Consider the following 24,464-nt stretch of genomic DNA (forward strand, 5'->3'; position numbering starts at 1 on the left):
CAGAATGCATCTGCATTGCTTGGCGTAATACTTAATACTGGTAATGGCCAAATGCGGATATCATTGCTTGATGTGCTTACGTTTCCATTTACATCTGTAACTGTCCAGCTTATGGTGGTTAAACCTGTGTTTAAAGTTCCACTTGCATCTGTTCCTGTTCCTATTCTGCTGGTTGCTCCGCTCAATACATAATTCACACTAGCAACGCTGCAATTATCTGTTGCTGTTAAAGTAGGTAAGCTATAAGTGTTACTGGCTACAAAACAAATTTCTTGGAAAGCTAATTGGGTAATGATTGGGGCAATTGCATCTACAACAGTTACTACCGCTGTTGCTGTTGATACGTTTCCGTTTACATCTGTTACTGTAAGGGTTACTGTATTTGCTCCAACATTGCTACAATCAAAAGCTGTTTTGCTTAATACGATTGTTGCAATCGCACAATTATCTGTACTTCCGTTGTTGATAGCTACAGCTGTAATGCTTGCATTTCCGGCTGCATCTAATTGGATGGTTGCGTTTTGTGTGATTACGATTGGTTTGATGTTATCTTCAACTGTTACCACTGCTGTCGCTGTTGATACGTTTCCGTTTACATCTGTTACCGTTAAAGTCACGGTGTTTACGCCAACTTGCTCACAAGTGAAAGAAGTTTGATCTAAAACAACTGTTGCAATCGCACAATTATCTGAACTTCCGTTGTTGATAGCTGCTGCGGTAATGCTTGCATTTCCAGCTGCATCTAATTGGATAGTTCTGTTTTGTGTGATTACAATTGGAGCGATCTTGTCTTCAACTGTTACTACAGCCGTTGCACTTGATACGTTTCCGTTTACATCTGTTACTGTTAAAGTCACAGTGTTTACGCCAACTTGCTCACAAGTGAAAGAAGTTTGATCTAAAACAACTGTTGCAATCGCACAATTATCTGAACTTCCGTTGTTGATAGCTGCTGCGGTAATGCTTGCATTTCCAGCTGCATCTAATTGGATAGTTCTGTTTTGTGTGATTACAATTGGAGCGATCTTGTCTTCAACTGTTACTACAGCCGTTGCACTTGATACGTTTCCGTTTACATCTGTTACTGTTAAAGTCACAGTGTTTGCACCAACTTGCTCACAAGTGAAAGAAGTTTGATCTAAAACAACTGTTGCAATCGCACAATTATCTGAACTTCCGTTGTTGATAGCTGCTGCGGTAATGCTTGCATTTCCAGCTGCATCTAATTGGATAGTTCTGTTTTGTGTGATTACAATTGGAGCGATCTTGTCTTCAACTGTTACTACAGCCGTTGCACTTGATACGTTTCCGTTTACATCTGTTACTGTTAAAGTCACAGTGTTTGCACCAATGTTCTCACAAGTGAAAGATGTTTTATCTAAAACAACACTTGCAATCGCACAATTATCTGAACTTCCATTATTGATAGCTGCTGCGGTGATGCTTGCATTTCCGGCTGCGTCTAATTGGATGGTTCTGTTTTGTGTTACCACAATTGGTACAACTTTGTCTTCTACAGTTACTACCGCCGTTGCAGTTGATACGTTTCCGTTTACATCTATTACGGTTAAAGTCACTGTATTTGTACCAATATTGCTACAATCGAAAGCTGTTTTGCTTAATCCAATAGTTGCAATTCCACAATTATCAGAACTTCCATTGTTAATGCTAGATGGAGAAATACTTCCAAATCCTTCGGCATTTAACTGGATGGTTACGTTTTGTGTTACCACAATTGGTGCAAATTTATCTTCTACAGTTACTATTGCTGTCCCAGATGCTGTATTACCAGAACTGGATGTAGCAGTTACCGTTACTGTAACTGGATTACCAATATTAGAACAATCTAACTGCGTAATATTTAAGGAAAGACTTCCACCACCCAAAATTGATCCATTATCTACTTCCGAAGGATCTAAAGTGTAACTTCCGTTAGCATCAAGTTTAACCGTAATGTTTTTTGTTTTAACATCTAATTCAATTACTTGAACAGTTCTACTTATTTGAGCTGACTCGTTACCCGAACCATCAATAGCTTTATACAAAATAGTATAAGTGCCTGCTAAATTAACATTAACGCTTCCTGAGGTTTCAACAGTTGCTGAACAATTGTCAATTGCATTTGCCCCTGGATCTGTGAATGTAGCACCTACAACTACTTGAACTACTTGATTTCCATTAAGGGTAATAGTTGGTGCCAGATTATCTTCTACAACTACAGTACCAACATCAGTTGCCGAATTTCCTGCTGCATCTGTAGCTGTTAAAACAACTTCAATACCTTTATTTCCTGAATAAGCATTTCCGTCAGAAATTTTGTAGCCATAATTTTGATTACTAAATGCTGATGCCCATATCACTTCACCATCGAATGATGCATTATAAACAGCTTGAGGAGTTGATATTGAACCTACGTAAGTTCCATCGATTTTAAATTCATGAATAGCATTCCAAGTATTAGGAACATTACCCCAACCATTAGTCTGACCACCAAAATAAATATGATCATTAGCTACTACTAAGCTACCATAAAGATAAATTTGTCCAGGAAGGCTAATACTTCTTTGAAATTGACCAGTTGTCTTGTTTAAAACATCTATACGATTTCCTCCATAACCAATCACATATGCAAAATTCGCATCTGTACTAATTGCCGAAGCATATTGACCATTGGCAACATTATAGGTCCAAACTTTCTGACCATTCTCATTAATTCTGGTGAAATTGTACGGGTTATTAGAAGTCCAATTAGCCGTGTAATAGTCAGTTTCGCTATCTGCATCCATCCATAACTGCATCATCTGATTCTGCCCAGAATTAAATGACCCAAGAACATTTCCAGCTACATCTAATTTGTATACCGTTGACCCTGACCATTGTGGCATCCAATATTCTCCTGTATTTGGATTAAATCCTGCACCAACACTGTAATTTTCTCTAATTACAGTACCAACACTTGTAATGGCAGTTAATGTACCACCAGTACCACTATTTAAATCAATACAATCAAAAACAGATTTATCTAAACTAAAAGTAAGAGCTCCATTGCTATTGTCTATAGAACCATTATTTAAACTAGCCGGAACTACAGTAACTTGTCCATTTGCATCTAACTGTACAGTTACTCTACCTGCATTAACTATAGGTGCAGTTGCGTCTAAAACAGTTACTTGTCTTGTAATGGTCACAGACTCATTACCGCTTCCATCAACCGCTTTATAAGAAATGGTATAAACACCAGGAGTACTCAAGTTGAGATTAGAGGTTACTACTATATTTGTAGAACAGTTGTCATTAGCTGTTACACTAGGATCATTGAATTGAGTATCTGAACCAACTGTTAGCTGTGCAGCACCATTCAATGCAATTGTCGGAATGGTTGTATCAGGGCTAATAGTTACAGAACCTGACGCAGAGCAACCAAATAAATCAATTACTGCTACTGAATAAGTACCAGGGCCATTAGGTATAAATTCTCTTAAGGTAGCATTAGCAACAATAACACCATTTTTTGACCATTGGTAAAGCGAAGATTGTGACGCTATTAAAGCTTCTCCAGGACAGTAAGCATCTACTCTTCCAGTAATTTCAACAACTGGGTTATCATTAACAGTTACTACAGTTGGTAGCGAAGTACCAGAACAGCCACCTGAATTTGTAACTGCAACTGTATAAGAACCTGTTTGTGTTGCAGTATAATTCTGATTAGTTGCTCCACTAATAGCAACTCCATTGTTATACCATTGATAAGTATCACCTAAGTTGGCAATTAAGGGGATTGTTCCTCCTTGACAAACCGTGGTTTGTCCTGAAACAATAATTGCTGCTGGCTGAACATTAACTATCGCATTAGCTGTAGTAACATTTCCTGCATTATCTGTAACCGTAAGTGTTACTGGGTTTGCACCTATATTAGCACAAGTAAATACAGTCTGAGAAAGTGTAATAGTCTTTATTCCACAAGCATCTGAGGAACCATTATCTACTTGAGCTGCAGTAACTGTAACTGTTCCGTTCGGCGCTAAAGCTGCAACCACATTTTGAGCAATTGCCGTTGGTGCTGTATTATCTGCTTGAAAGCTTGTATTTCTATGAAATAAAATGCGACTTGAATTTGTACCAGAAGTAGCAATGTCAGGTACAAAATCTCCGTCTAAATCACCAATTACAATACCCGAAACTTCTGCTTGCCAGCTAGAAGTATAATCAATTCTTGTAGCAAATGTTGGAGCTCCAACAGCTGAAGTTGTATTTTTATAAACAGAGAAAACATTAACTCCAAGCGATTTTGTTACCACATCAGGATAACCATCACCATCAACATCACCTACACCAATTCTGTAGTTGTTGATAGGAGAGGGAAAATTTACAGTTGGCGCAAAAGTAATATTACCTACCGTAGATATGTTCCTCCATATCGCCACGTTGGTATCACCAGAGTAGTTACAAGAAGTAAAATCAATTTTTCCATCTTTATCAAAATCAGCAATTTGAGATCTATAAGGATAAGTTCCAAACCCGTCAGCAGCATTAGAATCAGAAGCCCAAAATTCAGGTGCCTCTGCAGATGGTGTAAAACTACCAACTGTTGTAGTATTTCTAATAGTTACTGCTCTATTACCATCTCCTTGAGAAGCTAAAAAATCCGTTTTACCATCGCCATCAACATCTGCTACTTGAATACCAGTACAACGAAATGTAACACTACCATTGCCGAAGAGTTGTGCAGGACCAAATGAAATATTACCGGGACCTGTGCTTGTATTAAAAGCAACCCTCACAAAACCACCTGACTCACCAATGATATCTATTTTACCATCATTATTAAAATCACCAGCAGCAATTTGGTAACCACTTACACCTGGGATTGATTGAGGTGTCGCTAACGAAATATTACCTAGTGTACTTGTATTTCTACTAACTTGAGATGTAGCTAGTATATCTTTTTTACCATCTCCATCAAAATCAGCGGCATAAATACCAGCTCCACCTCCATTTGTGTTTAGAGCTGTAAAAGACAATGCACCTGGTGTAGAATTATTTCTAGCAACTGTTAAAGAACCGCCATTTGAAGATATTACTTCAGGTTTACCGTCAAGATCTAAATCCTGAGAAATCATATTGTAAGCCCCGCTGATTCCTTGTAAATCAAATGATCTATTATTATAGGTTTGATTATCTAAAGGTGTAGGGCAGAAAATACCATTAAATGAAACTGTAGAATAAGCTGTGCGGTTACATTGGTTAGTAACTGAAATAGGAGCAGTTGAAGCTCCAACTGGTACAATTACTTCTAATTGTCCAAAGGTAGCACTAACCACAGTTGCTTTTGTAGAACCAAAATAAACTACGTTATTGGAAATAGTGTTTGGGTCAAAGTTTGCACCAAAGATTGACACCTTACTTCCAATAAATCCAGTATTTGGAGAAAAAGAATTTATTACAGGTACAGTGTTACAAGTTTGTGCAAAAGATTGTACGCTTACTCCCAAGCATATAATCATTATAAAGGTTGAAAATATTTTTCTCATGATCCAGTTGTATATATGATTTCAATTGTTAAAGTTGAAGCATCCAATCCTTTTGGGACATCAAACCTCAAATTTGCATGATCATCTGAATAGCATGATGCAATAAACATATCACCAAGATTTGTTTTGAACAATGGTATTTCTACCTCAGCTTTGTTTCCAGCGGCATCTTTTAAAGCAAGCTTAAATCCAACTTTAGGGAATGATCCCCCTTCGTTAAAAGCATTTAATAATACTTTAGCATTTGATAAAGGATCACACTTTACTACAGCATAAGAGACATCAAAATGAAATGATGCCTCTTTGAGTGGAGTCCAGTTTTTGATGAACTCTGGTTCTGATTGCGCCAAAACCAATCTACTGCTTCCTAACAATAGTGTTAAAAGCAGTAACGACAGGATGTTTTTAATTGATTTCATAATTATATTAGTTAGTTGATATTAGTTTAAAAATAAAGGTGATGGTGAATTAAGAGTTGGTGTTGAAGGAGCAATAAATAAACTTATTAGAACATCAACCAAGGAGGGGAAAAATAAAATAGGATAAAAATTTTTGAAGATTTTTTGAAACTTAAATTTATTCCTTTCGTAAGAAACATTTTTAAGTTCTACTGGGAGTAGAATTTTTTTCATGTACTTTTAGTTTAATTTATATCAAAACTAAATACATTTTTTCAAAATCTTATCAGGTAAAAGTATGATTTTACTATTATTTTAGTTAAATACCATTAAATAGGTAGTCAAGTTTTAATTTATCTGGATAACTTTAATTAATTGATTATTAATTAATTAATTACTAATCAATTTTTTTTAATGATTTGTAAATATTTTAGAGGTTAATTTTTTATCTATTTATTCCAATAATATTTGACAGCCAAGCTCAATCATAAAGATTAGCTAAAACATGATTTTTCCCTTCATAAAAAATCATTAAAAATAAAAAGTTAGGGATGAGATTTAAAGATAATCTGCCAGATTGCAGATTCATTAAGACTGATGATTAAACACAACCATCCAATTATTTTTTATAGCTAAGCATAGCAATCTTTCCTTTTGAGCCTGTAAAAAGCACTAGGTTTCCTTTTTTAGCTTTTTGGCAAGTATGAAAACCAGCTAAGCTTAAAGTTTGCCAAGTTTTTCCTTCGTCATCAGAAAAATCTGTTCCGGATGGGCCGGTGGCAATCAAATTATTTTCACTAATTACCTCAATGGCAGAACGGTAACCATTAGGAGACTTTATAGATTTGCCCCACTCCCCTATTCTCCTGTCTTGATGAGTATAATTATCTACCAAAGATTTTTCTTTCAAATAATCACCTCCTACTGCAAAAATTTTACTATTAGATATAGCGATAGAAAACGTACCGGTTGATGCTTCGCCTTTTATGATAGGAATTGCTACTGCTGTCCAGGTTTGTCCTTTATTTATTGAAGACCATAATCTGGAGGTTTTGCCTCCGGTTGCAATGTAAACTTTGTTTTTATGCGTTCTTATGGTGGTACCACTTGCTGCAAAAGCAGCTTCACCATCTAGTAATTGTATTTGGGCTTTTGCCGATATATTCTCCCAGCTTTCACCTCCATTTTTGGTGGTTAAAATTTGCATTAAACCATTAATAGGATCTCCAAAGATGATTCCCTCCTTCTTATTCCAAAAAGCCATTCCGTCTAAAAAAATAGAGGGATCATTGTTTTCATACACTTTTTTCCATGACTGGCCGCCATCAATAGTTTTTAAAATATAAGCTGGCGAACCTGCATTTACTATGATGGCTTCTTTGGCAGAAAAAGCCTCAATATCTCTAAAGTCGATTTTCTCAAACCCTTTTAGTTGTTGCCATTCAAAAGTTTCACCATTGGTGGTTTTGGCTATCCAGCCGTTGCTTCCGCTCACCCAGGCCACTTTATTATTAACAACAGACAAGCCTCTGATACTGGTGTTTTTACCGCTATCTAAGGTTATGATTTTATAATTTTGAGCTATTGTGATTTTTAAAAATGATAAGATTATCAAAATTAAAACAGAGCATATCTTCATTTTGTAGCTTATTTAACCCGGGTCCAAATATCGGTTCTACCTATAAAAGAAACGCCAATATAACCTCTAACATTCAACTTATCGTTACCACTTAATGTTAAATTGCAACTGTAAGTTTTACCAGTTTTTGGATCATAAATGCTACCATCATCCCAATTTTTATCATTATAGCTAAAGCCTTTTAGAATTTCTAAACCCAAAATAGGACGAGTTTTTAAATTTTCTTGCGGATTTTTTGAGTCGGTTTTGGGCTTTCCCTGTTCATTATTTGGAGCTTGTAGCCAAGCTAGTTTTCCTGCGTAAGTATTTCCTCTTTTATAAATCTGGATGTGTGCATTGCCATCTTTATTAAGCCACTTCCCTACAATTGCATCAGCAGATTGAGAGAAACCAACAACGCTAACTAATAGCAGTGTCATCAAAAGTAGTCCCTTTTTCATTTTGTTATTTTTAATCTTATTTGAGGAAAGTTAAAGTTTAATTTTAAAATAATAGCTGATTTACAAAGTAAATTTTAGAAAATGAAACCTGCTTTTATAAAAATAAATACTGTTTTAAAGGAGTTTATAGGTGCGTTAACGATTGTAGCGGCATCCTTTTTATTGTGCGCCCTTCGACTCCGCTCAGGATGACAGTAAAAAGATACCTTGCCTGCGGCAGGCAGGAAACGCCCATATCAATATTTTATTCATCAAAATTAGGTTTAAGCTTTAAAAAACAAACTTGATTTTATTACCTTCATGGCATGAATGAAAATCTTGATCCAAACTCAGATAACTTAAGCTTTACCGATAAAGAGATCGAAAAAGTATTAAGGCCTCAAGAGTTTGAGGATTTTACCGGACAAGAAAAGATATTAGAAAACCTCAAAATTTTTGTTCAGGCGGCAAAATTACGTGGCGAAGCTTTAGATCATGTGTTACTTCATGGTCCGCCGGGATTAGGAAAAACCACGCTTTCTAATATTATTGCCAATGAAATGGGCGTAAATATTAAAATTACAAGCGGTCCTGTATTAGATAAACCTGGCGATTTAGCGGGATTACTTACCAACTTAGATTCTGGCGATATTTTATTTATTGATGAAATTCACCGTTTAAGTCCTTTAGTAGAAGAATATTTATACTCGGCAATGGAAGATTTTAAAATTGATATTATGCTGGAAAGTGGCCCAAATGCCCGTTCGGTACAAATCACTTTAAACCCATTTACTTTAGTGGGTGCAACTACTCGCTCTGGCTTATTAACTTCCCCACTAAGAGCAAGGTTTGGAATTAATTCTCGACTGCAATATTACGATGCTAAATTATTAACTACCATTGTATTACGATCTGCACAGATATTAAAAACCAATATTACGGATGAAGGTGCTTTTGAAATTGCCCGAAGAAGCAGAGGAACTCCCCGAATTGCTAATGCGCTTTTAAGAAGGACCAGAGATTTTGCCCAAATTAAAGGAAATGGAAGTATTGAAACCGAAATTGCTCGTTATGCGTTAAACGCTTTAAATGTTGATGAACATGGTTTAGATGAAATGGATAATAAAATTTTATCGACCATTATTGATAAATTTAAAGGCGGACCAGTAGGATTAAAAACAATTGCAACTGCCGTAGGAGAAGAAGAAGGCACTATTGAAGAGGTTTATGAGCCTTTTTTAATTCAGGAAGGTTATTTAATGCGTACCTCTAGAGGGCGTGAAGCCACGGAAGCGGCATACAAACATTTAGGTAGATTGAAATTAGGAGCACCAGGAACACTTTTTTAATTCAGATAAATATTATATTCGAGGCATGCAAGCACACAACTTTGACGTAGATATTACCATACCATCGTCTAAACAGAAAATTAAGATCAATAAAGATCTCATAGAAGTAAACAACACTTCTATTGCCTGTAAAGATGTAAAAGCCGTTAAATACGGTGTTTCTTTAATTGGTAGCCAGAAAAACCCGGAACGTAAAGAATATAATATTGATGTTCAAAGCGTTGACGGAAAAGAGATTAGCATTAAATTTAATTCTAATAAGGTAGAGGATCTTTTAGAAGAAGATCATACTTATTATTATATCATGTCGGGTTTATGGCAATATGTGAAAAAACATTTGGTGAGTCACTTTATTGAGATTTTGAATGAAAAACAAAGTTTTGAAATTGGGAATGCCGTTGTAAACCACGAAGGATTTGTGATGACTTACAAAACCAGTTGGTTTTTTGGTAAAATAAAATCGGAATTGGTGCTTTGGAGAGATATTAAATACTACTTAAGTAAAGGTATTTTACATATAGATAGCTTGAGCGACAAACGTAAAAAAGTAAGTGTAAGCTTACACTACGATTGGAATGCGGTGGTTTTAAACACATTGCTGCATTATTTATGGCAAGATCACAGAAAAGAGAAATTAGCCAAAGGCGAAAAAATATAAATCATAAAAAAGAGTCCCAAGAAATTGGGACTCTTTTGATTTAGAGTTGAAATTTTAATAGCGCTTAAAACAAACCGCTATTTTTAATTAAAACCTTTTTAACTACCTCATTACCATCACTAAATTTAAGCTTTAACATATATAACCCTGAGTTTAAAGTGGAAGGAATTTTAATAATAGGAGTATTAAAATTTTGCTGAAACAATACTTTGCCTGCCGTATTATAAATATAAGCTGTAAAGTTCTTGTCATCCATTCCTGAAAGATAAATTACATCCGTCACCGGATTAGGATACAACAGAATATCTATATTTTTAAGACTAAAATTAACTGCTCTTATATCGCTGTACTCAAAAATCCCATTAAAATCAACTTGTTTTAAGCGATAATAATTTATCCCTTTTGCAGGTAGGTTGTCTTTATAATGATAGCTGATTAATTGATTTGAAGTTCCATTTCCTTTTACTTCAGCTATTTCAATAAAATCAGTACCGTTTGTGCTACGCTCGATTATAAACTTATCGTTATTAATTTCAGAAGCAGTTTCCCAATGAAGCAATGTTGCATCCTCATCGGCCTTAGCCAAAAATTTAGTAAGCTTAACTGGTAAAACTGATGGAATAACCCCTACTCCAAAATCTGAGAAACCAGTAATTCCACTTGCCGAAACCGTTACACTATTTCCTGTTTGAGATGAAGGATTATTGCTGCCGTAATTACCCCAGGAGGTATATGAATAATCTCTTTTTAAAACCACATAATTTAATGGATTGCTTGATCCATTTGTAGAACCATTTGCATTTAAAGTAATATCATAATTACCACCCAACAAACTCACATTTGGTGAAATGGTCCAAATTCCTCCATTTAAAATTTCACTTACAGTGGCACTACCTACAGTTACATTAGGTGCGGATCCAGAAATGGTATTTGTAAAAGCCGAACTAATTACTGTTGGACCAACAATTGAATTAAAGTTAATACTAACTGGAGAATAGGTACTTGAAGAACCCACTGGGAAGCTATAATTACCACTAGCATTTACATTTCTATCTAACTTACCATTGATATAACTAGTAGCTGTTGAGCTGATTGTTGCATTTGAATTGGTCATTTTAAAAATTTGACCCGAACCCACAGTTACAACACCATTTATTAAATTCACGTTCCCACCAAAACTTGTTGTTCTGGTTAAAGTAATTCCGCCTGTTTTATTAATTTCAATTCCGTTATTAAGTAGCTGATTCAAGTAAAACGAATCAAAAGTTGCTGGCGAGTTGTTATCAAAAATTAATTTACCAGTGCCAGTAACAGATGAAAATGTAGTGCCTGAACCAAAACCATAAAATATACCCGTACCTGTTATATTAACTGATCCGTTATTAATGATACCAAGTGGCGAATAAAAGTTTTGAGGTAAATTTAAGGTTGAACCTGATGCAACCTCAATAACTGATGCTGCATTACTAGTTGGAACATTAGAAGGATACTGTATTGCATTCCCAATAACAGCTTTTACAGTACTTGTTGGCACTCCATTACTCCAGTTTGAAGCGGTATTCCAATTGGCACTTGTTGTACCTAACCATGTTGTTGTAGTGGCTTTTAAGCCGATACAGAACATCGTATTTGTAGAGAACGGAGCTAATCCTGTTGCTGAAACTGTTATTACACCTGCATTTTCTATTATGCTTGCGCCTGTAACAATAACCCAAGGAGTGGTGGTATTTGTACTTGTTGCAGCTCTTCTTAGTAATACATAATCACTAATGCTTACTCTCCCATTTGTGTATTGTGAAGTTTTTAAGCTAATATCAATCGTACCAGAATTTGAAAATACGCTTGGCTCAATAAACCATTGCCCCGCATTGATAAATGAATTGATAATATCTGCACCACTTACAAACGATACGGGTGCAGTCGCATAAGAATCGTATTTAACGTTGTAAATGGAAGATGTTGAGATGTTATTATTTGTAATGGTGATTTCTCCATACTTTCTAATTCCATTTCTATGATATTGAAAATCGCCTAAAGGAAAAAGATAAGTTCCTGTAGTATTAACAGATTTAATGATTTTTTCTGCTGCAACAGCATTTATTGGTGCTGCTATTTGAAGAGTTGATAAAGCATTAGTTTGCTCTAAATAATTAGAACTATTACTCCATGCATTTACTAAACCTGAGATGATATTGATGTTACCACCAAACTTACCCAAAACATTAATTGAATTGGCGTTTCCAATATTGATACTGATATTATTACTGACTACACCTGCATTTATACTTGTAAAACCGCTTAAAGCTTCAAATTTTAATGTTCCGCTTCCGCTGATGCCACCTAAATAACCATTAAAAGCTGTATTAAAACCTTCTAGTCTCGCGATTTCTATTTCAGAATTATTGGTTAATCCGTTATTTAAAATTAAACCGCTGTGGAGCTTCAAACCGGTAATTCCTGAGTTAATAGTTAATGTACGGGCGTTATCTGTTGCTGCATAAACCAAAGGATAATTGGTTAAACCAGATGGAATGATTGCATTAATAGTTGCATTTGGTATTCCAGCACTCCAATTTCCAGTATTATTCCAAGTTGTGTTTGTTGCGCCTGTCCAAGTAGAAGTTATTACACCTGTATTAGTTGCTATAGCAGTTGAGTTAATCCCAATAGTAAAATCACCAAAGGTACTTAAATCAGTTAAACCAGCATTTACTGTAGCGTTACTTACAACCGACCCACTTGTTGTGCCTCCTGTTTGTGTAGAAGCAGTTTTTGTACCTTCAAAAGTCCATGGGGTTTGGGTTGTTAATTTTTCTCTTTTTAAAACCACATATCTATTTGGATCTGTTACACCGTTTGTAAATACTGATTTTTGAAAACTTACATCGTAAGTTCCACCAGTTGGTACGGCGTCTGATGAAATTCTCCAGTAATAAAGTCCTAATTGTGATGTAGTAGTACCAGTAGCAAAAGTTAAATTAGGGTTATTGGCTCCATTGCTATTTTCTACTGTGATTTTTTGCACACCAGTTAAACTGTTTAAAGTTATAGTAGTAGGCTCGTAACTAGCAAAGGCTTGTCTATTAGGAAAAACATAAACACCAGTACTATTAACTGCTCGGGTTATTTTACCCTCAATAAAATTAGTTGAACTAAACCCTGAAATTGCATTAGCATCTGTGTTAGTGATTTCTAATCCTCCAGAGGCAGAAATTATTGCATTTGTGCCTGAAAACGTAACGTTTTTCCATATACCAGACAGGGTAATGTTTTCATTGGTAGATAGACTTAAATCCTTATAACCTACTAAAGAATAGGCTGTAACGCTAGGTGTTGATGTACCATTAAAAGCTAAAGTTCCTGTTCCTTCTATGGCTGTTGCCGAGTAATTGGTGAAATTTAATGCCCCTGTATGATTAATCTGAAGCGTTCCGTTAACAATTAACTTATTTTTAATTACCAACGCAGTTGGCAAAGAAGCAGTAACACCAGCATTAATGATAACTTTTAATGCCGTTGGAGAAGTGGCAATTGTTGGCATTTGAGCTGTTGTTGCATTGAATTTCACAATGGTTGAAGCATCTGGTACAGCTCCATTACTCCAATTAGCTGTGTTATTCCAATTGTTATCAATCCCTAGCCAATTTGCATTACTTGGAGCAATAATATTGTTTTCGTCAACTTTTGCTATATAAATATCTGACTTAATAGATGCCCAAGCCGGAAAACGAGTATTAAAATCTGTATCGTTAAAATTAGGGGTAAGTGTGGTTGTGCCTAATGTTAATACGGTTTTAAAATCACTAGCCATTACTACTTTATTGCCTAAAGCATTATAAGTAGCAATAGGCGGAGCTTTTACTGCTTTCAAAAAGTTAAAGTTTTGATCGTAATAAGATACTACGCTGTAAGCGGTAGTATTATTAAAAATGTAATCTCCACCTTTATCAATCACATTATTTGCCAACCCATTAGTTACACCTACATAACCGTTTTGAGTAGTAACAAATGTTGACTCAGAAAAATCTTGATTAAGTTTATAACTTACAAAACTACCTGCTGAGTTAAATATGAGTGTACCTTGAAAAAGATAAAAATTTGTACCTGATATATAGTTTGGATATGAATTTGGTAAAGTATTATAAGGTGCTCTGGTTGGGAAAGTAGAGACATTTGCCGAAATATAGTTAACATATAAATCGCCAGTTAATGGATTAACCCCTCTTAACAAAGTTGGGCTTACGCCATCAGATAAAGTGAAATTTTTAGTTCCATCTGCATTAAGTGATATAATGATAGAATAAGCAGAATTAACATAATTAGACATTTCTGAGGCTATACTTTGACCATTAAAGTACCATTGGTTGCTATTGGTATATATGCCAAAACTTACTTTACCATCATTACTTACAAATTGGTTAGGGAAGGATAGACTAGCCCAATTAGCAGAGTATAAATCATTATGCCAAACCTCGTCTCCATTTACATCAAATTTTGCAACTCTGGCGGGATATCTAAATGCGTTATTTGGGGCATTTGTATCAATATTGGCAGATGTCATTCCTACGTATAAGCTGCCATCTGGTGTAAAATCTAAACCATGAACATTTGGTATTGCAATACCCGAATTCCCAAATTGAATATCGGTATTACCAATTTGAACTTTTTTTATAAACTGAGCGTCGCCTGAATTGTTAAACTTTATCAAATAAAGTCCCCAATTATTTAATATAATGCCATTTCCAAAATCAACTGGTAAACTTGCATTACCTGTAAAAAGACCATAAAAATCTCCGTTACTATTAAATATTCCTTTGAGTAAACTACTTTGTCCAAAATCTCTAATTAAGGTTTGAGCACCAGTTGGCGATAGTTTGCCTATGATGGTTTTTACTTGAGGGAAACTTCCAAAAGCGCCTCCATCTAGTTGTTGCCCTGCAAAAACAGCCTTACCAATTATTCTGGCAACAAAGCATGTGTTGTTTTGATTATCAATTTTAAGCGTTTGAATTTCTGAGCCTGCACCACCAAAATTCATGGCAAAATCAAAACCACCACCAATTTGGGCTTTGGTAATGGTGCTTGCTAATAGGAGTAAAAAGAGTAATAATTTTTTCATGATTTTATCTTTATTGATATAGTAAAAGTGAGCTTTTACAAAAGAGAAATCCATACGATAAACTGCGTATCTTTTAATACTCCTTGCATTAAAGGGGCTAGGTGGAAAATGAAAGGAATAAAAAATAGGGAAACCTTTTTTAAAGATTTCCCTATTAATTGATTTAAGTTTTTAACGTTTCCTTAAAAGGTAGCTGTTAATTTACCATCGTAAAAAGACCATGCTTGGTTTTCTAAAATCACGGTTGCAGTTAAACTATTTGTACCTATAGCGGTAATAATCATTTGTCCACTACCTGCATTATAATCTACAGTTCCTTTTTTATAAGTCCCCCTAATTACGTAAGTACCAACAGCAGTAACTGCTGATGCAGAAAAAAGTACTGTATTATTACTTACATCTTTGGCTACAATGGTATAATCGTTATTACTTTTTGTTGTAATAACACTTGTGGCAGTAAAGTTTTCGGGAGCCGACCATGCCTGAGTTGTAGTGTTATAAAAATTAAATTTAGCAGTTAGGCTTCCTTCAACATTTGTTGAGATTGGATCTTCTTTTTCGCAACCAATTGTAAACATTACTGCTATTAATAATAGCATACTTTTAATTTGATTTTTCATGATTGTTTTATCTATTAAGTTTTAAAATTTAATTGTTCATTGTAGCCCATTCTGTATCGTAATCTGGATTAGATTTTTCTTTAGCTTTTATATCTTGTAAAGCTTTTGTAAATGCAGCTGTTAAACTATTGATGTTAAGCACATTGTTAGCTAAATCCGCTGGACTAACTTTTTTATTTTTTTGGAGATCATACTTAGCCCCATTTAAGCTTCCTTTTAAATAATGGGTTTGATAAGTGTCGCCTAAAACAGGAGCTAAAAGTTCGAAATTTACTGTTGTAGTCATGTAGGCAGAACTTCCTTCAAAGTTTAGTTTAAAATTTAAGATGAGTTTCAAAAGTGAGTTTACGCCAGTTTCTTGCATCACCTTATGCTCTGTAGTGTTAGCCGCTAAAGATTCGGCTATTGGCCTGATACCATTTAAACTTTTTGTGTTTTTGTAAGTGACAAAAAACTCGTCATGTGTATTTTCTTCGGGTGTATCGTAAGGTGTAGCTGCTTTATAAGCCACAGAATTGGTGATTTTATCTACATCAACTAGCTTAACCCCAAACTCAGTAATTAAGGCATTTGTTATTTTACCATACAATTGGTTTAAAACATCGTCCCAAACTTCGGTAGGGAATTGTGGGAATGATGCAATTTTAGTGGTGGTTTCATAACCACCTCCCATTACATATTTAGTTTTTTGATCATAAAATGATGTACTTCCTTTAGCTGCAAAACCCATTATACCTAAGGTTTTCATACTTCCAAAATTTGGGCTGTTGATGGCACTTGATTTATTTACAACATATTCAGTTGACCCTTCTTTTCCTTTTGACTCTATCCCTTTATTAAAAGCAGGTTTAGTGGTTACATTAATAAACATTCCATCGGTAACCATTGCCCCATATTTAACTTCGGGATAAATGCCTGTAACATTAACAGCGCTTTCGTTTTTGCTTCTAGATACTTGTAAATAACAACCGTTAAAAGCAATATTTGCCTCGGCTGCACCGGCCATATTTCTAAACATAGCAGGCGGAATCACTATTTTCTTTTTAGGTGCAAAATAGCCCACTGCATAAAATGTTTTAATTCCAATTTGTGAACCAGTAAGCTGCACTAAAATTGGCGTTTTTGTATCTTCGGGCATATCTTCAAACTCTAATACTACATCTTTATTTAAATCTAAAGTTGCATTTGAGCTTTGGCCATTAACCGAAAGTAATTTGATTTTATGGGTTGGAGGGTTGATGGTAAAAGAAGAGTTTTGACCTTTATCGCTAACAATTTCTACCTTTCTTGGCTCTTTATTTTTTGAAAACGATGAGTAAACACCCATAGTAACATAGTTTGCTAGCACACCATCAACTTTAACGCTTCCGTTAATTTTGGTGGCTTTCCAGCCAGTTTTACTAGTAAACATCATCGTGTATATTGAGCCTCCAGGTTCCCATCCTCCAAAAAAATCTTGTCCAATTTCTTGTACTGCTAATGGATGTAAATTTGTCATTAAGCCAGGTGTAAGTGTAACAGATGTTAAGTCATCAGTATTGCCTACCATACCCATTGCCCCGCCGCCTACAGCGAAAGCGGCTTTTGCCATTTTGCCTACTACTTTATTCATTAAGCCTGCACCAAAGCCACCACCTTCTTTCTTTGGTTTGTCGGCTGTGGTTTCTTCTGTTTTAGTAGTATCTTTTTTACCCACTAAGCCTTTTAGTTTCCCTAATTGGGCAAATGAGTTTAAGCTAAAGCCGATAATTAAAACGGTAACAGTAAAAATTTTTCTGTTCATGATTTCTTTTGTTTGATTGATAGCATCAAATTGATGAAAAATGAAGAGGTAAATCCATACGATGAACTGCGTATTTATATGCTTATAAGCTGTATTTTGAGTTGAGATTTTAACAAACCCTTTATTTGAAACACAGGCTTGGTTTCCTAAACCCGTGTGAAGCGGCAGCCCGGACTGAGTTTTTTACGAAGGAGGACTATAGCGTAAAACGGGACTAACGCTGTTTGAAGTGCAGGTTTAAGTTTTTCTAAAAATTTTAGATTAATCTGTTTTGGGTTGCTTTTTCTAAAGCGTTGGTCTTGTTATTTACTTGTAGTTTTCTGTAAATATTTTCGATATGTTTTCGAACGGTACCATAACTGATGTATAGATTATCGGCTATTTTCTCATAACTGAGGCCATTTTTAAGCTGACTTAACAATTCTAATTCTCTTTTGGTTAAACCAAAGTCTTGTAATTGAGTTTGCTTATCGTGTAATACTGGGTTTCTTAATAAATTGAGCACTTTAAGCGCTATACCTGCCGACATGGCTGCCCCGCCAGATAAGGTTTCTATCACCGATTGATGCAAAATATCGGCAGTTTCTTCTTTAAGTAAATAACCGGATGCGCCAGCTAAAATGGCTTTAAAAATATTCTCATCGTCATCAAAGGTGGTGAGCATCAATACTTTAATTTGTGGATGTAGCATTTTTAATGTTCGGGTGGTTTCTATGCCTCCAATTCCGGGCATTTGAATATCCATGAGCACAATATCTATTGGATGCTGCTGTATATTTTTTATTAATTCTTCGCCATTGTAAGCTGTTAGCAAAACTTTAAACTCGGGGTAAGGGTTTAATTTACTTAAACAGGTTTGCAATGCTAAGCTGTTATCTTCTGCTATGGCTATGGTTATGGGCATTTTCAAATCAACTCCAAACATCTTGGTTTCTTTTTAAAATTGAAATACGAATTGTTGCGTATTATTAAATTGGAATGTTAATTTGAATAGCCGTACCCTTACCAATACCTGTTTTTATGCTGTATTGGCCACCAAGTGTTTCTATTCTTGATTTTATATTTTTTAATCCGTAACCACTTGGTTTACTTTCTAAATCATATCCCTTACCGTTATCAGAAATATTAACGCTTAGGTCGTTTTTGTCTCCACCAGAAATGGTGATGTTTAAAGCGGTACTATCAGCATGTTTAATGGCATTATTTACCCCTTCTTGTATTATTCTAAAAAGGTTTGTAGCGGTTATAGGTTGTAAAATGCAATGATCTACTGTTAAATTTTCTACAGTAATATGTGGTTTACCGTTATGGTAAGGCTTTACATAATCTCTTAATTTAATGATAAACTCCTCTAAACTAAACTCTTGCTGATTAATTAACCAAACTGTACTTCTAAGTTCTCTGATGGTATTTTGTGCAATTTTTTGAGTTTCTATAAGCTGCGTATCGGCAGGGTTTTTATCATTTATATTTTGAATTGCGCTATTGATAAAACTTAGTTGCGAGCCAATATTATCATGTAATTCTCTTGATATTCTTAGTTTTTCTTCTTGAATTTGATTTTTAGTTTCTACAGTTGCCAGTTTAAATTTACTTTCTTGCTTTAATTTATATCTGCTAAAAATTAGTGAACTAATAAAAGCTATAGCGATAAAAAAAAAGGTAATTACGGCTATAGTATTATTTCTTTTAGATAAAGTAAGTTGCTGTATTTTAGATTCTTTGTTTAATAATTCTATTTTCTTTTGTTTGTTGGTGGCATCAAATTGTTCTTGCAGGCGGCTTACCTCTTTTGTGTTTTCTAAATTAATAAATTGGTCTTGTGCTTTAGAAAACTGTTGTTGATAATTATAAGCTTGCTTAAAATCGCCTCTTCTCTGTTCATTTTGAGCTAAATTCTCTAAAGTTTCTGGAATCAGTTCCTTTGCCTCAATTTCATTCTCTAGCTTTAAGGCCTTTTTAAGGTATTGTTCACTTTCGGCATATTGTCCCATTTCGCTCAACAAATTACCTAAGTTGTTTCCTATTGCAGCCGTTAACCATTTATTGTTTGCTTTATCAGCATATTCAACAGATTTTTTATAGTAAGCAGCCGATTTAATAAAATCCTTTTTAACCTTATAAAGTATTGCCAAATTATTGTAGGTTAAGCAAATTCTATCGCTAATATTTTCTTTGAGATAAAAGTTTAGTGCCTTTTGATAAGATTCAGAAGCCTTAAAAAACAAATTTTGCTGTTCATAAACTGTTCCTTTATTATTGGCTAAATCTGCAACCGTTCTTTCATCTTTAACTTTAATCGCTAATTCTTCGGCAATGTTGTAGTAATTTAATGCTTGATCTAATTTTTTCCAGCTTAAAAAAAGAGCCCCTATATTTTTGTTTATTTTAGCTTGCAAGGCAAAATCCTTATCGCCTAATACTTTTAAGGCTTCCTGATAATATTTTAAAGCTTTAGAATTTTCTCCCATATCTGCATAAGAATTTCCAATCTCATTATAAGCTGATGCTATAATTTCAATGCTTTTTTTCTTGCGAGCAATTTTAACTACCTGATTAAAACATTCAATAGATTTTTTAAAATCTCCGGATTGAGAAAATTCTAATCCATAGTTCTGATAAATGGTTATTTTATCTTGATCGCTTTTTGCAGCATTAATTTTTATTTGCAAACTATCCTTAGAAATTGGAGCTGCTATAATTAAAACAGGAAAAAGGAATAAAAGGAGTGCAAAAAATTTCATTAGACTAATGGTTCTTAATAAAATGTGAGTTAATTTTTAATAGCTTATACTTTCTAAATATGTCTGTAAACCATGCAAAAAAATAAATATTTTCTAATCATGACTGATAATTAATCAACAATAAATATATCTACTTTAAAATGTATTTAAAATCAAATTTTAAAATTTATACCACATAAAACATTTTGCGTTCATTTTAACTTCTTTTGGTATTAAAAACTTTACACATTTAACGCTATCTAATTCACTTAAGAATCAATAGATTTACTTTAAACCAAATTAATCAATATCATGGATCAGGAAATCATCAATTTATATGATCAATACACCCATTCTAAAATGGATAGAAAAGGGTTTATTCAGCGTTTAGCAAAACTAACCGGAGGAATGGCAGTAGCGCTTACTGTTTTACCTTTATTAGAAAACAATTACGCCAGTGCAAAAACTATAGATTATCCTGATCTTATTACCGCTGATATTACCTATCCTGCGCAAAACGGAGATATGAAAGGTTTTTTAGCAAAACCAAAAGGCAAAAAGAAATTAGGAACTGTTTTAGTGATTCATGAAAACAGAGGTCTAAACCCCCATATTAAAGAAGTGGCTAAAAGAGTAGCAAACGCTGGTTATATCGCTTTAGCGGTTGATGCCTTATCACCTTTTGGCGGCACACCTGCCAATGAAGAGGAAGCCAGAGGTTTATTTGCTAAAATAGACGCGGCAAAAAATCTTCAAAACTTTTTAGATAGCTTAACTTATTTAAGAAAACTACCCGAAGGTAACGGAAAAACTGCTTGTGTAGGTTTTTGCTGGGGAGGCGGAATGGCTAACGACTTAGCCGTTAATGACCCTCAATTAAATGCAGCAGTAGCTTATTATGGCAGGCAAGCAAAAGCAGCAGATGTTTCTAAAATTAAAGCAAGCGTAATGTTGCATTATGGTGGTTTAGACGAAAGAATAAATGCTGGCATTCCTGCTTATCGCGAAGCTTTAGAAGCCAATAAAATAGACTATCAAATTTTTGTTTACGATGGTGTAAACCATGCTTTTAATAACGATACCTCTCCTACCAGATACAATGAAGCTGCGGCTAAATTAGCTTGGGACAGAACTTTAGAATTATTCAAAAAAGAGCTTAAATAATTAATGAATATCGCTTACATCACCTACGAAAACGTGGGTAAATATGCTTCGTCTGTAGAAGATGAGGATGGAAAACTATTATCCTTTTTACAAGAAAAAGGTTTAGCTATTGCCGAAGAAAAATGGACCGACGAAAGTGTTGATTGGTCAACATACACTCATGCTGTTTTAAAATCTCCTTGGGATTATTTTGATAAATTTCCACAATTTAATGATTGGCTTAATGGTTTAGAAAAACTAAATATCAAATTATTAAACCCTTATGATACCATCAGGTGGAATAGTGATAAACACTATTTAGCTGCTATTCAAAAAGAAGGATTATCGGTTACTCAAACCCAATTTTGCGAGAAAAATACGCTTCCTGATTTAAAATCCTACTTTCAAATTTTAGGTGCTGATGAATTAGTAATTAAACCTACCGTGAGTGGTGGTTCTAAAAACACATTTAGGTTTACTAAGCAAACCGTTTTAGAAATTGAAGTCCTCATCCATCTTTTACTAAAAGAAGAAGCCTTTATGATTCAGCCTTTTCTTAAAGAAATTGAAGACGAAGGCGAATGGTCTTTTTTATTTTTTAATGGAGATTTTAGCCATAGTTTATTAAAGAAAGCAAAGTCAGGAGATTTTAGAGTGCAGCATTATTTAGGTGGCACAATTCATCCACAAAACCCTTCTGACGAGCAAATTTCGATAGCAAAACAATATGTAGATCTTTTTGCAAAAGACTGTTTATATGCTCGTGTAGATGGTGTTGATGTGAACGGAGCCTTTAATTTAATGGAATTAGAACTGATTGAACCCTTTTTATTCCTATTCACTCATCCGCAAGCTTATGAAAATTACTATAAAGCTTTAAAAGCCATGCTGTCTTAATGGGGCTTAAAAGCTCTATATTTGCCAATAAGATGGCTATCCCAAAAGAAAAATATGCAGAAATAATTAAAGCTGAGGCTAAACGCCTTGGCTTTTCTTTTTGTGGAATTGCCAAAGCACAATTTTTAGAAGAAGAAGCGCCCAAATTAGAACAATGGCTCTCTAAAAATTACAATGGCAAAATGGATTATATGAATAACCATTTTGACAAACGCCTTGATCCCAGATTATTAGTTGAAGATGCAAAATCGGTGATTTCAGTATCACTCAATTATTTTACCGAAGAAAAACCAGTCGACCAAACCGCTCCAAAACTATCTAAATACGCTTACGGAACCGATTATCATTTTGTACTGAAAGACAAACTCAAATCTTTATTACATTTTATAGAAGCACATATTGGAGAAGTTAATGGACGAGCTTTTGTTGATTCGGCACCAGTTTTAGATAAAGTTTGGGCACAAAAGGCAGGTTTAGGTTGGCAGGGCAAACATTCTAATTTAATTGGGAAGCAAACCGGTTCGTTCTTTTTTTTAGGAGAGCTCATTATAGATGTTGACTTATCCCCAGATCAACCTTTTATTACCGACCATTGCGGAGATTGTACCAAATGTATTGACGCCTGCCCTACCGAAGCTATTGTTGCACCTTATGTAGTAGATGGCAGCAAGTGTATTTCTTACCTCACTATTGAGTTAAAAGACCAAATCCCGACTGAATTTAAAGGAAAAATGGACAATTGGATGTTTGGTTGCGATGTTTGCCAAGATGTTTGCCCATGGAATAGGTTTGCTGTCCCACATCAAGAACCAGCTTTTGAGCCTCACCCAGATTTACTCCACCTGAAAAAATCTGACTGGGAAGATATTACCGAAGAAATTTTTCAAACTGTGTTTAAAAACTCGGCAGTTAAAAGAGCTAAAATAACAGGGTTAAAAAGGAATATTGAGTTTTTGAAAATTTAAAGGTGAACTATAATTTGGGCATTTAAATCCCGATGAAAAATCGGGACAGGCTAGGCTTTCCGATACCTGCCTGCCGCAGGCAAGGAATCTTTTTTTGTCATTTGTAAAATGGCAAGGAAAAAAAGGATATCTCTTCTTTTAAAGGCACAAGAAGCCTTTACCCACTTTCCTTACCCTTCATTCTTGCGCCATATTGGGGTTTAAATAGGGATACTCACGAAAGCCCCCATTTGGCGCAAGTATGTAGCGTTGGCTTGTGAAATGGATACTTGTGCCTTGCATTTTCATTAACATACCATTACCTCAATTATACTGTTTTCAATCTTCCCTTATAAACCATCATTAATCTTCATTTTAAAAAAGCACAAGAAGCCTTTGCCCACTTTCCTCAACCTTCATTTTTGCGCCATATGCGGCTTTAACAGTAAAACAAAATAATTCTTGGTACGTATTATGTGTTTAAATAAATAATAATCTTAAATTTGTGATAAGATGTCAAAAAATAACACCATGGTAAATAAAGCAAAAGAGAAATCTTGTGTCAATCCTTTGGTTAAAATGATGCAAGACAAATTAACAATTATGAATGCCATAAAAAATGGCAAAGATTTGTCTACTTTAAAAGGTATAAAGATTGTCTCCCCAATATAATCTGACAAAGACCCAACATGGCTTTTATATTTTCAAGACTGATGACGAGATAGAATATACTGCTTTCTTCACACAATGTTTGGTAGATGATAAAGAAGGAAACACTCACAAAGTTTACAGTTTTGGATTTGAAAAAAACGGTTCATACAATTCAGAAAAGTTTGCAGCTAAACACGACCCAAAAATAAAAGCAACTATAATTTTTATAGTAAATGAATTTTTCCGCTCAAATGGAAGTAATACATTAATTTATTTTTGTTTTCATGATGATAACCTTGCAAGGCAAAGAAGTATAACTTTCAGCAAATGGTACAATGAATCTCTTACTGACAATATTGAACATCATAAAACAACGTCAATTTATAATGATAAACCAATATATGTTGGCACATTAATATTAAGAGACAATCCACTACGAGAATTAGCTTTTGAAGCTATAGATAACTACATTCGAGATTTAGTTTCAGAAAAAGAATCCTAATCTGATAAGAATTGACACTAATCAAATATCTATAAAGACTTCCTATAATAGAGTAAATGGCCTCACCTGATTTCTCTGATGAAGGTGC

General features: G+C 34.6%; 17 protein-coding genes. 7 read left to right on the forward strand and 10 right to left on the reverse strand.

The window, feature by feature from the left end; translation table 11 throughout:
* The 5 genes from FA046_RS16915 to FA046_RS16935 all read right to left on the reverse strand — a co-directional run.
* On the reverse strand, positions 1-5,531 hold a 5,531-nt coding region (locus FA046_RS16915; RefSeq protein WP_136827726.1), incomplete at its 3' end, for an immunoglobulin-like domain-containing protein.
* A complete protein-coding gene (locus FA046_RS16920; RefSeq protein WP_136827727.1) occupies positions 5,528-5,950 on the reverse strand; it encodes a hypothetical protein in 423 nt (140 codons plus the stop codon). The genes FA046_RS16915 and FA046_RS16920, both read right to left, overlap by 4 nt.
* Before the next feature lie 21 nt (positions 5,951-5,971).
* Complete coding sequence (locus FA046_RS16925; protein ID WP_136827728.1) at positions 5,972-6,163, reverse strand: hypothetical protein; 192 nt, start codon at positions 6,161-6,163, stop codon at positions 5,972-5,974.
* A gap of 385 nt (positions 6,164-6,548) precedes the next feature.
* Positions 6,549-7,568 (reverse strand): WD40/YVTN/BNR-like repeat-containing protein, encoded by a 1,020-nt coding sequence (locus FA046_RS16930; RefSeq protein WP_136827729.1) that lies wholly within the window; start codon positions 7,566-7,568, stop codon positions 6,549-6,551.
* A gap of 8 nt (positions 7,569-7,576) precedes the next feature.
* A complete protein-coding gene (locus FA046_RS16935) occupies positions 7,577-8,008 on the reverse strand; it encodes a DUF2147 domain-containing protein (protein ID WP_136827730.1) in 432 nt (143 codons plus the stop codon).
* 305 nt (positions 8,009-8,313) lie between these two features.
* Here FA046_RS16935 and ruvB point away from each other — a divergent pair, with 305 nt between their 5' ends.
* Together ruvB and FA046_RS16945 are read left to right on the forward strand one after the other, a co-directional pair.
* Complete coding sequence (ruvB, locus tag FA046_RS16940; protein WP_136827731.1) at positions 8,314-9,336, forward strand: Holliday junction branch migration DNA helicase RuvB; 1,023 nt, start codon at positions 8,314-8,316, stop codon at positions 9,334-9,336.
* Between the two features lie 25 nt (positions 9,337-9,361).
* Complete coding sequence (locus tag FA046_RS16945) at positions 9,362-9,994, forward strand: hypothetical protein (RefSeq protein ID WP_136827732.1); 633 nt, start codon at positions 9,362-9,364, stop codon at positions 9,992-9,994.
* A 64-nt stretch (positions 9,995-10,058) separates the two neighbouring features.
* Here FA046_RS16945 and FA046_RS16950 read toward each other — a convergent pair whose 3' ends face one another.
* From FA046_RS16950 to FA046_RS16970, 5 genes are all read right to left on the reverse strand, one after another.
* Positions 10,059-15,113, reverse strand: a complete 5,055-nt coding sequence (locus FA046_RS16950; protein WP_169303410.1) for a T9SS type A sorting domain-containing protein — start codon at positions 15,111-15,113, stop codon at positions 10,059-10,061.
* Between the two features lie 182 nt (positions 15,114-15,295).
* Positions 15,296-15,733, reverse strand: a complete 438-nt coding sequence (locus tag FA046_RS16955; protein WP_136827734.1) for a hypothetical protein — start codon at positions 15,731-15,733, stop codon at positions 15,296-15,298.
* 28 nt (positions 15,734-15,761) lie between these two features.
* Positions 15,762-17,516: a hypothetical protein gene (locus tag FA046_RS16960; protein ID WP_136827735.1), complete on the reverse strand. Its 1,755-nt coding sequence runs from the start codon at positions 17,514-17,516 to the stop codon at positions 15,762-15,764.
* A 256-nt stretch (positions 17,517-17,772) separates the two neighbouring features.
* Complete coding sequence (locus tag FA046_RS16965; protein ID WP_136827736.1) at positions 17,773-18,441, reverse strand: response regulator transcription factor; 669 nt, start codon at positions 18,439-18,441, stop codon at positions 17,773-17,775.
* Positions 18,442-18,484: 43 nt separating this feature from the next.
* Complete coding sequence (locus tag FA046_RS16970) at positions 18,485-20,260, reverse strand: tetratricopeptide repeat-containing sensor histidine kinase (protein ID WP_136827737.1); 1,776 nt, start codon at positions 20,258-20,260, stop codon at positions 18,485-18,487.
* 291 nt (positions 20,261-20,551) lie between these two features.
* On the opposite strand from FA046_RS16970, the gene FA046_RS16975 reads away from it, so the two are divergent.
* The 5 genes from FA046_RS16975 (at position 20,552) to FA046_RS16990 (ending at position 24,376) form a co-directional block, all read left to right on the forward strand.
* Complete coding sequence (locus FA046_RS16975) at positions 20,552-21,403, forward strand: dienelactone hydrolase family protein (RefSeq protein ID WP_136827738.1); 852 nt, start codon at positions 20,552-20,554, stop codon at positions 21,401-21,403.
* A 3-nt stretch (positions 21,404-21,406) separates the two neighbouring features.
* Positions 21,407-22,279, forward strand: coding sequence for an ATP-grasp domain-containing protein (locus tag FA046_RS16980; RefSeq protein ID WP_136827739.1), 873 nt, complete (start codon positions 21,407-21,409; stop codon positions 22,277-22,279).
* The gene (gene queG, locus FA046_RS16985) at positions 22,279-23,244 is read left to right on the forward strand and encodes a tRNA epoxyqueuosine(34) reductase QueG (RefSeq protein ID WP_394347373.1); all 966 of its coding nucleotides are present in this window, start codon (positions 22,279-22,281) and stop codon (positions 23,242-23,244) included. The genes FA046_RS16980 and queG overlap by 1 nt, the downstream gene beginning before the upstream one ends.
* Positions 23,245-23,736: 492 nt before the next feature.
* Complete coding sequence (locus FA046_RS17365) at positions 23,737-23,895, forward strand: hypothetical protein (protein ID WP_169303411.1); 159 nt, start codon at positions 23,737-23,739, stop codon at positions 23,893-23,895.
* A complete protein-coding gene (locus tag FA046_RS16990) occupies positions 23,879-24,376 on the forward strand; it encodes a DUF6169 family protein (RefSeq protein WP_136827740.1) in 498 nt (165 codons plus the stop codon). The genes FA046_RS17365 and FA046_RS16990 overlap by 17 nt, the downstream gene beginning before the upstream one ends.
* Positions 24,377-24,464 lie beyond the last annotated feature (88 nt).

It is taken from the genome of Pedobacter cryophilus (assembly GCF_005116455.1).
Classification (GTDB): domain Bacteria; phylum Bacteroidota; class Bacteroidia; order Sphingobacteriales; family Sphingobacteriaceae; genus Pseudopedobacter; species Pseudopedobacter cryophilum.

What these genes read in the sequence shown, in the direction of transcription:
- FA046_RS16920 (WP_136827727.1), bottom strand. Translation starts at nt 5,950, where the DNA reads ATGAAATCAATTAAAAACATCCTGTCGTTACTGCTTTTAACACTATTG.
- FA046_RS17365 (WP_169303411.1), top strand. Translation starts at nt 23,737, where the DNA reads ATGTCAAAAAATAACACCATGGTAAATAAAGCAAAAGAGAAATCTTGT.
- FA046_RS16950 (WP_169303410.1), bottom strand. Translation starts at nt 15,113, where the DNA reads ATGAAAAAATTATTACTCTTTTTACTCCTATTAGCAAGCACCATTACC.
- FA046_RS16975 (WP_136827738.1), top strand. Translation starts at nt 20,552, where the DNA reads ATGGATCAGGAAATCATCAATTTATATGATCAATACACCCATTCTAAA.
- FA046_RS16955 (WP_136827734.1), bottom strand. Translation starts at nt 15,733, where the DNA reads ATGAAAAATCAAATTAAAAGTATGCTATTATTAATAGCAGTAATGTTT.
- FA046_RS16970 (WP_136827737.1), bottom strand. Translation starts at nt 20,260, where the DNA reads ATGAAATTTTTTGCACTCCTTTTATTCCTTTTTCCTGTTTTAATTATA.
- FA046_RS16945 (WP_136827732.1), top strand. Translation starts at nt 9,362, where the DNA reads ATGCAAGCACACAACTTTGACGTAGATATTACCATACCATCGTCTAAA.
- FA046_RS16935 (WP_136827730.1), bottom strand. Translation starts at nt 8,008, where the DNA reads ATGAAAAAGGGACTACTTTTGATGACACTGCTATTAGTTAGCGTTGTT.
- FA046_RS16960 (WP_136827735.1), bottom strand. Translation starts at nt 17,516, where the DNA reads ATGAACAGAAAAATTTTTACTGTTACCGTTTTAATTATCGGCTTTAGC.
- FA046_RS16980 (WP_136827739.1), top strand. Translation starts at nt 21,407, where the DNA reads ATGAATATCGCTTACATCACCTACGAAAACGTGGGTAAATATGCTTCG.
- FA046_RS16925 (WP_136827728.1), bottom strand. Translation starts at nt 6,163, where the DNA reads ATGAAAAAAATTCTACTCCCAGTAGAACTTAAAAATGTTTCTTACGAA.
- FA046_RS16930 (WP_136827729.1), bottom strand. Translation starts at nt 7,568, where the DNA reads ATGAAGATATGCTCTGTTTTAATTTTGATAATCTTATCATTTTTAAAA.
- FA046_RS16965 (WP_136827736.1), bottom strand. Translation starts at nt 18,441, where the DNA reads ATGTTTGGAGTTGATTTGAAAATGCCCATAACCATAGCCATAGCAGAA.
- queG (WP_394347373.1), top strand. Translation starts at nt 22,279, where the DNA reads ATGGGGCTTAAAAGCTCTATATTTGCCAATAAGATGGCTATCCCAAAA.
- ruvB (WP_136827731.1), top strand. Translation starts at nt 8,314, where the DNA reads ATGAATGAAAATCTTGATCCAAACTCAGATAACTTAAGCTTTACCGAT.